The sequence below is a fragment of the Sphingomonas folli genome (genome assembly GCF_019429525.1).
GTDB classification, from domain to species: Bacteria; Pseudomonadota; Alphaproteobacteria; order Sphingomonadales; family Sphingomonadaceae; genus Sphingomonas; species Sphingomonas folii.
In genome coordinates this window covers 206,974-220,469 of the sequence record NZ_JAHXZL010000001.1, presented here as the reverse complement: position 1 = coordinate 220,469, position 13,496 = coordinate 206,974, and the positions used below count along the sequence as shown (strand labels likewise).

At 70.3% G+C, this 13,496-nt stretch carries 10 protein-coding genes; 3 read left to right on the top strand and 7 right to left on the bottom strand.

Annotated features, from left to right (window positions below; translation table 11 throughout):
- Positions 1–51 precede the first annotated feature (51 nt).
- The gene (locus KZ813_RS00990) at positions 52–603 is read left to right on the top strand and encodes a TetR/AcrR family transcriptional regulator (RefSeq protein ID WP_308461752.1); all 552 of its coding nucleotides are present in this window, start codon (positions 52–54) and stop codon (positions 601–603) included.
- Here KZ813_RS00990 and dnaE read toward each other — a convergent pair.
- Complete coding sequence (dnaE, locus tag KZ813_RS00985; RefSeq protein ID WP_219753119.1) at positions 587–4,081, bottom strand: DNA polymerase III subunit alpha; 3,495 nt, start codon at positions 4,079–4,081, stop codon at positions 587–589. The genes KZ813_RS00990 and dnaE overlap by 17 nt on opposite strands.
- 101 nt (positions 4,082–4,182) lie before the next feature.
- On the opposite strand from dnaE, the gene KZ813_RS00980 reads away from it, so the two are divergent.
- Positions 4,183–4,761 carry an HdeD family acid-resistance protein gene (locus KZ813_RS00980; protein ID WP_219753118.1) on the top strand — a complete coding sequence of 193 codons (579 nt, stop codon included), beginning with the start codon at positions 4,183–4,185 and terminating at the stop codon, positions 4,759–4,761.
- A gap of 196 nt (positions 4,762–4,957) precedes the next feature.
- Here KZ813_RS00980 and KZ813_RS00975 read toward each other — a convergent pair whose 3' ends face one another.
- The 5 genes from KZ813_RS00975 to KZ813_RS00955 form a co-directional block, all read right to left on the bottom strand.
- Complete coding sequence (locus tag KZ813_RS00975; RefSeq protein WP_219753117.1) at positions 4,958–5,437, bottom strand: glutathione peroxidase; 480 nt, start codon at positions 5,435–5,437, stop codon at positions 4,958–4,960.
- The gene (locus KZ813_RS00970) at positions 5,434–6,024 is read right to left on the bottom strand and encodes a GNAT family N-acetyltransferase (protein ID WP_219753116.1); all 591 of its coding nucleotides are present in this window, start codon (positions 6,022–6,024) and stop codon (positions 5,434–5,436) included. Before KZ813_RS00970 ends, KZ813_RS00975 begins: the two co-directional genes overlap by 4 nt.
- Positions 6,021–6,695, bottom strand: coding sequence for an ABC transporter ATP-binding protein (locus tag KZ813_RS00965; protein ID WP_219753115.1), 675 nt, complete (start codon positions 6,693–6,695; stop codon positions 6,021–6,023). The genes KZ813_RS00970 and KZ813_RS00965 overlap by 4 nt, the downstream gene beginning before the upstream one ends.
- Positions 6,688–7,938, bottom strand: coding sequence for a lipoprotein-releasing ABC transporter permease subunit (locus tag KZ813_RS00960; RefSeq protein ID WP_219753114.1), 1,251 nt, complete (start codon positions 7,936–7,938; stop codon positions 6,688–6,690). The genes KZ813_RS00965 and KZ813_RS00960 overlap by 8 nt, the downstream gene beginning before the upstream one ends.
- 471 nt (positions 7,939–8,409) lie before the next feature.
- On the bottom strand, positions 8,410–10,869 hold the full coding sequence (locus KZ813_RS00955) for a TonB-dependent receptor (RefSeq protein WP_219753113.1): 2,460 nt from the start codon (positions 10,867–10,869) through the stop codon (positions 8,410–8,412).
- Between the two features lie 206 nt (positions 10,870–11,075).
- Here KZ813_RS00955 and KZ813_RS00950 point away from each other — a divergent pair, with 206 nt between their 5' ends.
- The gene (locus KZ813_RS00950; RefSeq protein WP_219753112.1) at positions 11,076–11,543 is read left to right on the top strand and encodes an Hsp20 family protein; all 468 of its coding nucleotides are present in this window, start codon (positions 11,076–11,078) and stop codon (positions 11,541–11,543) included.
- A 99-nt stretch (positions 11,544–11,642) separates the two neighbouring features.
- Here KZ813_RS00950 and KZ813_RS00945 read toward each other — a convergent pair whose 3' ends face one another.
- The gene (locus tag KZ813_RS00945; protein WP_258046296.1) at positions 11,643–13,481 is read right to left on the bottom strand and encodes a methyl-accepting chemotaxis protein; all 1,839 of its coding nucleotides are present in this window, start codon (positions 13,479–13,481) and stop codon (positions 11,643–11,645) included.
- Positions 13,482–13,496: the final 15 nt, after the last annotated feature.

Genomic DNA, 13,496 nt, shown 5'->3' with positions numbered 1-13,496 from the left:
CTCCTTCGTTTACACCGTACACATATTCTGCTGTGTGTACGGTGTAAACAGGTGAAAGTTCCCGCCAGCCTGCGCGATCAGCTGCTCGATCATGCCGAGGCGATGCTGGAGGCGGGCGAGAGCGAGCCGGGCATTCGCGCGCTGGCACGGGCGGCGGGCGTGTCGGCGATGGCGCCCTATCGCCATTTCGCCGACAAGGCCGCGCTGCTGACCGCGGTGGCCGAGCGCGGCTTCGCGACCTTGGCGGCCGAGCTGGCCGCGGCGGACGCCAGCGGCAGCGACGCCGAGCGGCTGGTCGCGCAGGGCCGCGCCTATGTCGCCTTCGCCCGCGCGCGCCCCGCGCTGTTCCGGCTGATGTTCGCCCGCCCGACGGAGGGCGATCCCGCGCCCGAGAAGACGCGCGAGAACGCCCCCGCCTTCGCCATCCTCGCCGACCGCGTCGCCGCGCTGGCGGGGCGCGACGCGGCCGACGCGACGCTCGGGTGCTGGGCGATCGTCCACGGCCTCGCCACGCTCGCGCTCGACTCGCGCGTCGACGCGCCGCCGGCGCAGGTCAGCGCGGTGCTGGCGCTCTACGTCGCCGGGATCAGCCGACCGACTTGAGCCGCGTCTCCTCCACGTCGAACTCGACCCTGGTCACGCCGGGCAGATGCTCGATCCGCTCGGCCAGCTCGGCGTCGAGCGCGAAGTCGCGGCCGAGGATCACGGTGGCCTGCTCGTCGCCGGCGAGCGGCACCTTGAGCGTGACCTTGCCCCGCGCGCCGCGCAGCTCGCCGACCAGCGCGACCAGCCCAGCCACCGCCGCGGCATCGGTGACATGCACCTCCAGCGCGAAGCGCGTCGACGAGGCCAGTCCCTCGAACGGTCTGATCGCCTTCACCGTCACGCGCGGCGTCTCCTCGCCCGGCCGCCGGTCGAGCTCGACCGTCGCAAGCCCGCAGCCGCCGTTTCGCGCGGCTTCCTCTAGGTCGGCGGCGGGGCCGTCGTCGAAGCAGGTCGCGACGAACTGCCCGGTGGCATCCGACAGCGTCGCCATCATGTAGCGCTTGCCACGCGCCGAGGTCCGCCAGCGCGCGTCCTCGACCAGCACCGCCATCGTCGCCATCACGCGCGCGCCCTCGGCGATCGGCAGCTCGCCCAGCGCGACATAGCTGCGCGCGCCGTGGGTCTTGGCGAGATGGCGATAGCGATCGACCGGGTGCGCCGAGAAATAGAAGCCGAACGCCTCCTTCTCCTGCTCCATCCGCTCGGCGAGCGACCAGCGCGCGTCGGGCAGCTTGATCGTGTCGCCCGCGCCCGCGTCGTCGCCGAACAGGCCACCCTGCCCGCTCGCGCGCCCCTCGTGCGTGCGCGCCGCGATCGCCAGGATCGTCTCGGCGACGGCGTGGATGCCGGCGCGATCGCGCTCGAGCGAGTCGAACGCCCCTCCTGCCGCGAGCGTCTCGAGCTGGCGCTTGTTCAGCAGCCGCGGGTCGACGCGGGTGGCGAGATCGTCGAGGCCACGGAACGCGCCGGCCGTGGCGCGCTCCTCGCACAGCCGCTCCATCGCGCCCTCGCCGACCGACTTGAGCGCGGCGAGCGCGTAGCGCACCGACGGCACGCCCTCGCCGTCGACCTCGACGTCGAACTCGGCCGCGCTGGCGTTGATGCACGGCGGCAGCAGCCCGACCCCGAGCCGGCGCATGTCGTCGACGAAGATCGCCAGCTTGTCGGTGAGGTGCAGGTCGTAGCACATCGAGGCGGCGAAGAACTCGGCCGGGTGATGCGCCTTCAGCCAGGCGGTCTGATAGGCGAGCAGAGCATAGGCCGCGGCGTGGCTCTTGTTGAAGCCGTAGCCCGCGAACTTGTCGATCAAGTCGAAGAGCTGGTTGGCATAATCCTTCTTGATCCCGTTATGCTCGGCGCAGCCCGCGACGAAGGTGGCGCGCTGCGCGTCCATCTCCGCCTTGATCTTCTTGCCCATCGCGCGGCGCAGCAGGTCGGCGCCGCCGAGCGAGTAGCCGGCGAGGATCTGCGCCGCCTGCATCACCTGCTCCTGGTAGACGAAGATCCCGTAGGTCTCCTTCAGGATCGGCTCGAGCAGCGGGTGCGGGTAGGTGATCTCCTCCGTGCCCTGCTTGCGCCGGCCGAAGGACGGGATGTTGTCCATCGGCCCGGGGCGATAGAGCGAGACGAGCGCGACGATGTCGCCGAAATTGGTCGGGCGCACCGCCGACAGCGTGCGCCGCATGCCCTCCGATTCGAGCTGGAACACGCCCACCGTGTCGCCGCGCTGGAGCAGCTTGTAGACGCCCTCGTCGTCCCACAGCAGCGCGTCGAGGTCGACCGCGATCCCGCGCTTGGCCAGCAGCTGCACTGCCTTCTTCAGCACCGACAGCGTCTTGAGCCCCAGGAAATCGAACTTCACCAGGCCGGCGCCCTCGACATATTTCATGTCGAACTGGGTCACCGGCATGTCCGAGCGCGGGTCGCGATAGAGCGGGACGAGCTGCGCCAGCGGCCGGTCGCCGATCACCACGCCCGCGGCGTGGGTCGAGGAGTGGCGCGGCAGGCCCTCCAGCTTCATCGCGAGATCGAGGAGCCGGCGCACCTCATTGTCGTTCGAATATTCGCGCGCCAGCTCGGACACGCCGTTCAGCGCGCGGTCGAGCGTCCACGGGTCGGTCGGGTGGTTGGGGACGAGCTTGGCGAGCCGGTCGACCTGGCCGTAGCTCATCTGCAGCACGCGCCCGGTGTCCTTCAGCACCGCGCGCGCCTTCAGCTTACCGAAGGTGATGATCTGCGCGACCTGGTCGCGGCCGTATTTCTCCTGGACGTAGCGGATCACCTCGCCGCGCCGGGTCTCGCAGAAATCGATGTCGAAGTCGGGCATCGACACGCGCTCGGGGTTGAGGAAGCGCTCGAACAGCAAGCCCAGCTTGATCGGGTCGAGGTCGGTGATGGTCAGCGCCCAGGCCACCGCCGAGCCCGCACCCGAGCCGCGCCCAGGCCCGACCGGGATGTCGTGCGACTTGGCCCATTGGATGAAGTCCGCGACGATCAGGAAATAGCCGGGGAAGCCCATCTGGATGATGACGTCGAGCTCGAACTCGAGCCGCTGGCGGTAGGTCTCCTGCCAGTCGGGGTCGGCGGGCGCCTGGCCTAGCGCGACGATCCGCTCGATGCGCGCCGCCAGCCCCTCGCGCGCGCGGTCGCGCAGCATCGCCGCCTCGCCCTCGCGATCGCCCGCGAGGCTGGGGAGGATCGGCTTGCGCTTGGGCGCGGCGACCGCGCAGCGCTGCGCCACCACCAACGTGTTGGCGATAGCCTCGGGCAGGTCGGCGAACAGCTCGCGCATCGCCTCGGCCGGCTTCATCCAGGCGTGGCCGCAACTCCTCGGGCGGTCGTCGCTCTCGAGGTAACTCGAGCTGGCGATGCACAGCATGGCGTCGTGCGCAGCGCCGAAGTCGGCCTCCTCGAAGCAGCTCGGGTTGGTCGCGACGATCGGCCATCCCCGCGCATAGGCGAGGTCGAGCAGCGCCTCCTCGGCGCGCTCCTCTATCGAGTCGCCGCGACGGCACAGCTCGACGTAGAGCCGGTCGCCGAAGGTGGCGTGGAGCCGCTCGGCATAGGCGATCGCGCGGGCGGGCTGGTCCTCGGCGAACAGCCGGGCCACGCCGCCCTCGCCGCCGGCGGTCAGCACGATCAGGCCGGCGGCATGGCGCTCGAGCACGTCGAGCTCGACGTGCGGCGCGAGCTCGAGCGGGCGGTCGAGGTGCGCATGGCTGACCAGCGCGCACAGATTGTCGTAGCCCGCCTCGTCCTGCGCGTAGAGCGCGACCCAGTCGACCACCGTGGTGGCGCCCTCGGGCATGTCCGGTCGCGCCACACCCAGCATCGTGCCGATCACCGGCTGGACGCCCGCGCTCTTGGCCGCGTCCGAGAAGGCCATCGCGGCGTAGAGACCGTTGCGATCGGTCAGCGCCGCGGCGGGGAAGCCTAGCTTGGCGGCGCGCTTGGCGATCGCCTTGGGCTCGATCGCGCCGTCGAGCATGGTGTAGCTGGAGAAGATGCGGAGCGGCACGAAGCCCGAATGTGGCATCGCTCCTAGCTAAGCCTCCCGACCCGATTCGACCAGCGCCCGCGCGACCGCCGGAACCGCGCCAGCGCCGGCCCGTTCGCCAGCGCAGCAGGAGGACGGACATGAGCGATCTCAGGGGTGCGCCGCGCGCGATGGGTGCGGGGTGGGGCTGGATCATGGCCTATGGCGTGGTCTCGGTCCTGGTCGGCGTCGCGGCGATGATCTGGCCCTATGTGGCGACCTACGCCGCGACGGTGGTGATCGGCACGCTGTTCTTCGTCTCGGGCGTCTTCTCGATCGCGGCGGGCGTGTTCGGCCATGGCAGCGAGAGTCGGATCTACGCGCTGCTGTTCGGCGTGCTGTCGGTGGTGGTCGGCGCGATCATGGTCTTCGAGCCGGTGACGGGCGCGGTGTCGCTGACGCTGATGGTGGCGGTGTGGCTCGGCGTGCGCGGCGTGCTGGAGATCGTCGCGGGCACGCGGATGCGGCGCCGCCGGGTGATGATGATCGTGCTGGGTGCGATCAATCTGATGCTCGCGCTGTTCATCCTGTTCACGGTGCCGTGGTCGGCGCTGACGCTGCCGGGCTACGTGCTGGGGATCAGCTTCCTCTTCGGCGGGGTGACCGCGATCGCCGCGGCGAGCGACCACCGCAGCGGCGCGAGTGCCTTCGCGATGCCGGAGGAGATGGTGCAGCAGTGAGGGGGCGTGGTGAGGTGGAGAGGGATCGCGCCGGCAACGTCGCTCCCGCTCCTGCCGTCATCCTGAGCTTGTCTCAGGATCTACGGTCCCGCGGACGTCGTGGCACTTGAGTGGGCGGCGCGGTGGATCCTGAAACGAGTTCAGGATGACGCCAAGTCGATGGGGAAGCCCGCCATCTTCCAACCCCGGTCCTCCGCTACAACAGCGCCTCGATGTCGGCTCGCAGCGCCTCGGGCGCGGTCGTGGGGGCATAGCGGCGCACCGTCTGACCGTCGCGCGCGACCAAGAACTTGGTGAAGTTCCACTTGATCGCGCGCGAGCCGAGCAGCCCAGGCGCGGCGCGCTTGAGCCGCTCGAACAGCGGGTCGGCGCCCGGTCCGTTGACCTCGACCTTGGCGAACACCGGGAAGGTCACGTCGTAGCTGGTCGAGCAGAAGGTCGCGATCTCGTCAGCGTCGCCGGGCTCCTGCGCGCCGAACTGGTTGCACGGGAAGCCCAGCACCGCCAGGCCGCGTTCGGCGTAGGTGCGATGGAGTTCCTCGAGCCCGGCATATTGCGGCGTGAACCCGCACTTGGACGCGGTGTTGACGACCAGCAGCACCTTGCCGGCGCAGTCGGCGAGCGACGTCTCGCCGCCCGTGGCGGTGCGGACGCTCAGATCGGTGATCGGGCTCATCCGTGCCTCCGCAGCAGGAACTCGATGTTGGTCCGCACCCCCGGCCACTCGCTCGCGATGATCGAGTAGACCACCAGGTCGCGCACCCGCCCGTTGAACAGTTGGTGCGAGCGCAGCACCCCGTCGCGCTTGGCGCCGAGCCGCTCGATCGCGGCCTGCGAGCGCTTGTTGAACCAGTCGGTGCGGATCTGCACCACCTGACAGCCGAGCGCGTCGAAGGCGTGGCCCAGCAGCAGCAGCTTGGCCTCGGTATTGACTCCGGTGCGCTGCACCGAGCGCGCGTAGAAGGTGCCGCCGATCTCGACGCGGCGATGCGCCTCGCTCATCCGCATGAAGCGGGTGAGCCCGACGACCCCGCCGTCAGGCCTCTCCACCACGAACGGCAGCGCACGCCCGAAGTCGCGCTCGCGCAGCGCGGCGGCGACGAAGGCGTCCGGGTCGGTCAGGCCGGAGACGTTGGCGAAGAACAGCTCGGTCAGGTCGCCGTCCCCCGCCGCCGCGGCGAGCGCGGGCGCGTCGCCCGGGGTGAGCGGGCGGAGCACCACGTGCTGGCCCACCAGCCGCGGCGTCTCACGCCAGCGGCTCACGCGATCGTGCCCTCATGCAGCCGCACCACGCGGTCCATCTTGGCGGCGAGCCGCTCGTTGTGGGTCGCCACCAGCGCGGCCGAGCCCTCGCCGCGCACCAGCCTGAGGAACTCGGCGAGCACGATGTCGGCGGTATGTTCGTCGAGGTTACCGGTCGGCTCGTCGGCCAGCACCAGCGCCGGCCGGTTGGCCAGCGCGCGCGCCACCGCGACTCGCTGCTGCTCGCCGCCGGAGAGCTGCGCCGGCCGGTGCGTCAGCCGGTGCCCGACGCCGAGCGCGGTGAGCAGCCCGGCGGCGCGCTCCTCCGCCGGTGCGCGCTCGGCGCCGTGGATCAGCTGGGGCAGCACGACATTCTCGCTCGCGTTGAAGTCGGGCAGCAGGTGATGGAACTGATAGACGAAGCCGAGCCGGTCGCGCCGCATCGCGGTCCGCCCGGCGGCGTCGAGCTGCGCCGCCTCCACCCCGCCGATCCGGATCGAGCCCGCGAAACCGCCCTCGAGCAGGCCCACCGCCTGGAGCAGCGTCGACTTGCCCGAGCCCGACGGCCCGAGCAGCGCGACGATCTCGCCCGGCGCGATCGCCAGGTCGACCCCGCGCAGCACGTGGATGGTGGCCCCACCCTGGGTGAAGCTGCGCGCCAGGCCGCTCGTCTGGAGCACCGCCTCATTCATAGCGCAGCACCTCGACCGGGTCGGTCCCCGCCGCCTTGAGCGCGGGATAGACCGTCGCCAGGAAGGTCATCAGCAGCGTGATCAGCACGATCGCGACGATCTCGACCGGGTTGGGCTTGGACGGCAGCTCGGTGAGATAGCGGATCGACGGGTCCCACAGGTTCTGCCCGGTGATCGCCTGCACCGCGTTGACCACCGACTGGCGGATGAACAGGAAGCCGAAGCCGAGCAGCAGCCCCGCGACGGTGCCCAGCACCCCGATCGTCGTCCCCACGGTGATGAAGATGCGCAGCATCGCCCCGCGGCTCGCCCCCATGGTGCGCAGGATCGCGATGTCGCGCGTCTTCGAGCGGACCAGCATGATCAGCGACGAGGCGATGTTGAAGGCGGCGACCAGGATGATGATGCACAGCACGGTGAACATCGCCACCCGCTCGACCGCGAGCGCGTCGAACAGCTCGGCGTTGAGGCGGCGCCAGTCGGCCACCGCGGCATAGCCCTGCACCTTGCGCGTGAGCGGTGCCAGGATCTCGCCGACGCGGTCGGCATCGCTGGTCTGCAGCTCGATGATCCCGACGCTGTCGCCGCTCAGCAGCAGCGTCTGCGCGTCGGCGAGCGGCATCACGACATAGGCCTTGTCATAGTCGTACACGCCGACCTCGAAGATCGCGCCGACGGTGTAGTTGACGTAGCGCGGCATCGTCCCGAACGGCGTCGAGGGGCCGAGCGGGTTGATCAAGGTGATCTCCGACCCGATCGTCGCGCCGAGCCGCTCGGCCAGCCGCGCGCCGATCGCGACGTTGTTGCTACCCGGGGTCACGCTCGCCAGGCTGCCGACGATCACCTTGGAGTTGATCGTCCTGTTGGCGCGGATGTCCTCGGGGCGCATGCCGCGCAGGATGATGCCCTCGGCGCGGCCGTTGTAGGTGACGAACAGGGGCTGCTCGATCATCGGGATCGCGCTGGTGACCCCGGGGGTCGCCTTGGCCTCGGCCAGCGCGCGGCGCCAGTCGGGCAGGCGGCCGTTATAGCCCTGGATCACCGCATGACCGTTGAGCCCGACGATCTTGTCGAACAGCTCGGCCCGGAAGCCGTTCATCACGCTCATCACGATGACCAGGGCGGCGACGCCCAGCATCACCGCGCCGAGCGAGAAGCCCGCGACCAGGACGATGAACCGCTCACCGCGACCAGGCAGCAGGTACCGCCGCGCGATCATGCTCTCGTAGCGCGACAGCAACATGCCGCCGCCTCTAGGATGCCGCGGGCAGCGGCGCAACGGGGCGTGTGGCGGATTCGACACAGAGTCGCCGCAATCGGTTTTGCCGGGGTTCATTTCGGTCGACAGCCGAGCGCGTCACCAGCATAGCTCGTGTCACTGGCACACAGGCAAAGGCCGTGGTTCGGGGAATGTCGTCGAGCTCCGCTTCACACCGAGGCGCGCGGGCAGACGGCGGGATAGGGGGCTGACGAGCGATCGTCACGCAGGCGCCCGGGTCGCGATGAGCGGCCCGGGCGTTTGCTTTGTGGCGGGAATGTGGTGCCGCTCGGCGCGCGTTCAAGCGGTAAGCCTCCTCGTCACTCTGACTTGGTTCCGGGATCCACCTCGTCGTTCATCTCGACGTCGGTTGATGCACGGCGGCGTGGACCCCGTAACACGTCCGGGATGACGGGGTAGTGTCGCGCGGACAAGCGATCCCGCGACCTCGCCCGCTCAGAAACTCGCCGACACCGTCACGCCATAGGTGCGCGGGTCGCCCGGCTGGCCGACCACCAGCCCGGTGTTGCCCGACTGGGTCGCCAGCAGCTCGTAATAATCCTGGTCGAAGGCGTTGCGCAGCCACAGGAAGGCGTTGAGCCCGCGGTCGCTGCGATAGCCCAGGCGAACGTTCGAGAGCGAGTAGCCGTCGACGTTGGTGTAGATCGACTCCGAGGGGTTGCTCGAGAAGTCCGAGCGATAGCTGCCGTCATAGCCGAGATAGACGTTGCCGCCCTCCCCGCCCAGCGTCACCGGCACCGCATATTCGGCGCCGTAGGAGAAGGCCCATTTGGAAATGCCCGGCAGCCGCTGGCCCGAGATGTCGCAATTGGCCGGGCTGTTCGTGCCGCCCGACAGCTCGGGCGGGCACGGCGCGTCGGTGAAGTCGACGTATTTGGCGTCGGTGTAGGCGGCGTTGGCGTAGACGTTGAGCCGCGACGTCGGGCGGAACGCCGAGTCGAGCTCGACGCCGCGCGTCCGCACCTTGCCCGCGTTGGCGAGATAGCCCCGCAGCACGCCGAGCTGACCGTTGGTGACGGTCGCCTGATAGTCCGAGATGTCGGTCCAGAAGGCCGCCAGGTTCACCGTCGCGCGGCGACCGAGGAACTGGGTCTTCAGCCCGAGCTCGTAGTGGTTGACCTGCTCGGGCTTCACCGTCGCGGCGCTGAGGATGGGGTCGTTGTTCGCGTCCAGCGGCAGGCCCGACAGGTTGATCCCGCCCGACTTGTAGCTGCGCGCGTAGGTGGCATAGCCGTGCACGTCGGCGGCGAGGTCCCAGGCGGCGGTGATGTCGCCCGAGACGTTCCAATCGTCGAAGTCGGGCGCGTAGCTCTGCGGGGCGAGCACGCCGCGCTGGTCGCTGGTGAGCGTGGTCGAGCCGCTCCCCGTGGTCACCACCGAGACGTAGGAGCCGCGCTTCCTGTCGTAGTTGACGCGCACGCCGGGTGCGATCGAGAAGCTGTCACCCAGGTGCCAGGTGACCTTGCCGAACGCCGCCGCGGAGGTGTTGCTGAAGCCGATGGTGTTGCGCGCGGTCAGCCCGTCCAGGATCGCGGGATTGCAGGCCGCACTGCTCGGGCGCGCGCAGCCGTTGGCGCCGAACGGCGGGTCGCCCGGGTTGAGCAGCCAGCGGCTCGCCGCCGGGCCCTGCACCTGCAGTCCCTGGGTGTCGATCGTCTGGTGGAAGTAGAAGAGGCCGGCGACGTAATCCAGCGTGTGGCGGCCATTCGAGGCGACGCGCAGCTCCTGGCTCACCTGCTCCTGCTGCGACGGGTTGGCCGAGACGGTGGTGATCGGCAGGCCGACGAAGTCGCGGTCGTTGGACGGATCCCAGTCCCATTTGCGCCACGCCGAGACCGAGGTGAGCGTCGCCGCGCCCAGGTCCCAGTTCGCCACCAGCGACACGCCGCCCAGCTCCTGCCGCGCGCGCAACGGGGTATCGAGGTCGGTCAGCCGGTCGAACGCGTTCCGTGACGGCGGCTGATAGCCGAAGGCGGCGGCGAGCGCCTCATATTGGCGCGCCAGCGGGCGCTGGGTGCGGCCGACGCGCGCGTAGATCTGCGCGCAGCACTCCGGGTCCTGGTGATTATAGTCGCCCGCCAGTGTCAGATCGAGGTTGGGCGTCGCCTGCCAGAACAGTTGGCCGCGCAGGCTGCGATTGTCCTGCGCGTTGACATAGGCGCCGGTGCGCGTGTTGTAGATCGTGCCGCGCCGCGACGTCACCGAGGCGGAGAGGCGGATCGCCAGCGTGTCGTCGATCAGCGGGCCCGAGGCCGAGGCCTTGGCCTGGACGAACTCGAGGTTGCCCGCGGTGAGCTCGACGCGCGCCTCCGGCGTGAAGCTCGGCCGGCGCGTGGTGATGTTGATCGCGCCCGCGGTGGTGTTCTTGCCGTAGAGCGTGCCCTGCGGCCCGCGCAGGATCTCGATCCGCTCGGTATCGGTGAAGTCGAACGTCGCGGAGGCGATCCGCGAGTAATAGACCTGGTCGACGTAGATGCCGACGCCCTGCTCGATCCCGTCGTTGGTGAGGCCGAACGGCGCGCCCAGGCCGCGGATGTTGGCGGCCGAGTTGCGCGGGTTGGTCGAGTAGAATTGCAGCGTCGGCTGGATCTGCGTCAGCCGGCTGACATTGTACGCGCCCGTCTCCGCCAGCGCGGTGCCGCCGATCACCGAGACCGCGAGCGGGACGCGCTGGACGCTCTCGGCGCGGCGCCGCGCGGTGACGACGATGTCGCCCCCACCCTGTTGTGCCGGGCCGAGCCGCCCGCGCTGGTTGTCGCCGTTGCCGTCGCCGGCGCCGCGGACCACCGCGTCGTCCTGCGCCGGCGCCGAGTCGCCGGGCGCGCCCGTTCCCTGGTCGGCCGCGACCGACGGCACGGCGGCCTGTGCCAGCAAGAGCGCGAGCGTGAGCGACATCGATTACCCCCTGTTTACGTCGTCGCCATCCTGCATGGCCGATCCGGCAATGTCCATCAACGAAGTAGGAGTATCAGGGGGACTTGAAACGCTTCGCGCTACTCCCATGTAGCTAGCGTGCGGCGCCGCTGGCCGGGCCGCACGAACCAGAGGCGCCGCGGATGACCGGGTGCCTTGCTTCAAATAGCTCATCGGAGGATTTGAACATGCGTTTCGACCTGACTCCCTACCGCCGCTCGACCATCGGCTTCGATCGTCTGTTCGACATGATCGAGGCGAACGCGCGCGGCGCGTCCGAGAATTATCCGCCGTTCAACCTGGAGCGAGTCGCCGACGACCGCTACCGTATCACGCTGGCCGTCGCCGGCTTCGGCCGCGACGAGATCGAGATCACCGCGCAGCAGAACCTGCTGATGGTGGCCGGCAAGAAGGATGATCGCGCGGAGAACGCGCAGTTCCTCCACCTCGGCATCGCCAACCGCAGCTTCGAGCGGCGGTTCGAGCTGGCCGACTTCGTGTTCGTGGAGGACGCGCGGCTGAACGACGGGCTGCTGGTGATCGATCTGGTCCGCGAAGTGCCTGAGGCGATGAAGCCGAAGTCGATCGCGATCAAGACCGGTCCGCAGCTCGCCGCGGTGGAGGACAACACCACCGACGCGGCCAAGGCTGCGTAACCTCAGCCGCCCGAGCGGGATCGGCGCCTCTTTGCTCCCTTTCGAGGCGCCGGTGGGGGCGTCCGGGCCGACAGGCTCGGGCGCCTTTCCTTCATCGGCTCACTCGCTACGCCGCGCCGCGTCGTCCTCGCCGGGTCGCGCCCGCGCCGCGGGACCGAGTCGCGTCGCCGGTCGGGGCAATTGCCGCGGCGGAGCCTCGAGCTGACGGTGGCGTGGCATGCCGGCGCGGGTCGGCGCGGGGCGGTCGAGCAGGAAGCGCGCCACCTCCTGCGCCAAGGCGTCCGCCTCGCCGGCGAGCGCGCGCGCCGCGGCGGTGGTCTGCTCCACCATGGCGGCATTCTGCTGGGTGACGCCGTCCATCTCGGCGATCGCCTTGCTCACCTGCATCAGACCGGTCGACTGCTGCTCGGCCGCCTCGGCGATCTGCGCCACCAGCGCGCCGATCTCACCCACCCGGGCGATGATCCGCGTCAGCGCGTCGCCCGCCTCCACCACCAGCTTGGCGCCCGCGCCGACCTGCTCCGTCGAGGCGCCGATCCTCCTCTTGACGTCGCGGGCCGCGTCGGCGGAGCGCTGCGCCAAGGCGCGTACCTCCTGCGCCACGACCGCGAAGCCGCGCCCGGCGTCACCCGCGCGCGCCGCCTCGACGCCCGCGTTGAGCGCGAGCAGGTTGGTCTGGAAGGCGATGCCGTCGATCACGCTGATGATGTCGCCGATCTCGTGGCTGGCGCGCTCGATCCCGCTCATCGCGGCGACCGCGCGGCGCACCACCTCGCCCGAGCGCTCGGCGTCGCCGCGGGTCTCCACCACCACCCCGTTGACCCGAGAGACGCCGTCGGCGGTCTGGCGCACCGTCTCGGTGATCTGCTGCATCGCCGCCGATGTCTCTTCGAGCCCCGCGGCGTGCTTCTCAGTGCGATGCGACAGGTCGTCGCTCGCCTGGAGGATGTCGGCGGCACCGTCGCTGATCCCGGCGGCGCTCTCCTGCACCGCCGCGAGCACCGCCGCCAGCGCCTCGATCGCGTCGTTGAAGTCGGTGCGCAGCTTGCCGAAGGCGCCCTCCAACTCGTCGTCGACCCGGGTGGTCAGGTCGCCGCGCGCGAGCGAGTCGAGCCCGGCACCCACGCTGGTGACGATCAACGCGGTCTGCCGCGCCTTCTCCTGCTCGGCGGCGAGCAGCCGGTCGCGCAGCCTGATCGTCGCGGCGGCGACATCGCCGATCTCGTCGCCGCGCCCCGCGCCCGTCACCTCGACGCCCAGGTCCCCGTCGGCGAGCCGCAGCAGCACGCCGGTCACCGCGTCGAGCGGGCGCGCGATGCCGCGGATCAGCATCGCCAGGATCGCGATCGCCAGCAGCGCGGTCGCCGCCATCGCGGCATAAGTGGTGGTGCGCGCCCCGTCGACGAGCGCGCGCGCGGTGGCCACGCCGGTGTCGAGCGAGCCCGATTGCTGCACCAGCAGCCGCCCCGCGTCACGCGCGACGTCGGCGAAGGCCGGCGCGCGCGCGCGAAACGTCGTCAGCTCCGCCAGTGCGGTACCGCCGCGATGCTGGTTCGAGGCCGTGGCGCGATACGTCTCCCAGTCATGCGTGAACTCCCGCAGCATGCCCTGGGTCACTGGCGAGCGCAGCCGGCCGTTGAGCTCGGCGATACGCGTCTCCACCGCGCGCGCGCGGTCGGCGACGTCGGCCATCGCCGCCGCGGCCTCGGCGCCGTCCCGCGCCGCCACCAGTGCCGCCTCGCCCAGGCGATACTGGGTGGCCGCGAGCCCCAGCGCCGAGATCGCCTCGTAGTTGAGACGGCGATGCACGCCGATGTCCTCGGCGATCGCGTCGATCCTGCTCACATTGGCGAGCGCGAGCAGGTTGATGCCCAGCATCACGACGAAGACCACCGCGTACGACAGGACGAGCCTGGGCGCGATGCGTAGCTGGTTCATTAGGGGCAAGCTCCG

What these genes read in the sequence shown, in the direction of transcription:
- KZ813_RS00955 (WP_219753113.1), bottom strand. Translation starts at nt 10,869, where the DNA reads ATGTCGCTCACGCTCGCGCTCTTGCTGGCACAGGCCGCCGTGCCGTCG.
- dnaE (WP_219753119.1), bottom strand. Translation starts at nt 4,081, where the DNA reads ATGCCACATTCGGGCTTCGTGCCGCTCCGCATCTTCTCCAGCTACACC.
- KZ813_RS00975 (WP_219753117.1), bottom strand. Translation starts at nt 5,437, where the DNA reads ATGAGCCCGATCACCGATCTGAGCGTCCGCACCGCCACGGGCGGCGAG.
- KZ813_RS00950 (WP_219753112.1), top strand. Translation starts at nt 11,076, where the DNA reads ATGCGTTTCGACCTGACTCCCTACCGCCGCTCGACCATCGGCTTCGAT.
- KZ813_RS00965 (WP_219753115.1), bottom strand. Translation starts at nt 6,695, where the DNA reads ATGAATGAGGCGGTGCTCCAGACGAGCGGCCTGGCGCGCAGCTTCACC.
- KZ813_RS00980 (WP_219753118.1), top strand. Translation starts at nt 4,183, where the DNA reads ATGAGCGATCTCAGGGGTGCGCCGCGCGCGATGGGTGCGGGGTGGGGC.
- KZ813_RS00945 (WP_258046296.1), bottom strand. Translation starts at nt 13,481, where the DNA reads ATGAACCAGCTACGCATCGCGCCCAGGCTCGTCCTGTCGTACGCGGTG.
- KZ813_RS00960 (WP_219753114.1), bottom strand. Translation starts at nt 7,938, where the DNA reads ATGTTGCTGTCGCGCTACGAGAGCATGATCGCGCGGCGGTACCTGCTG.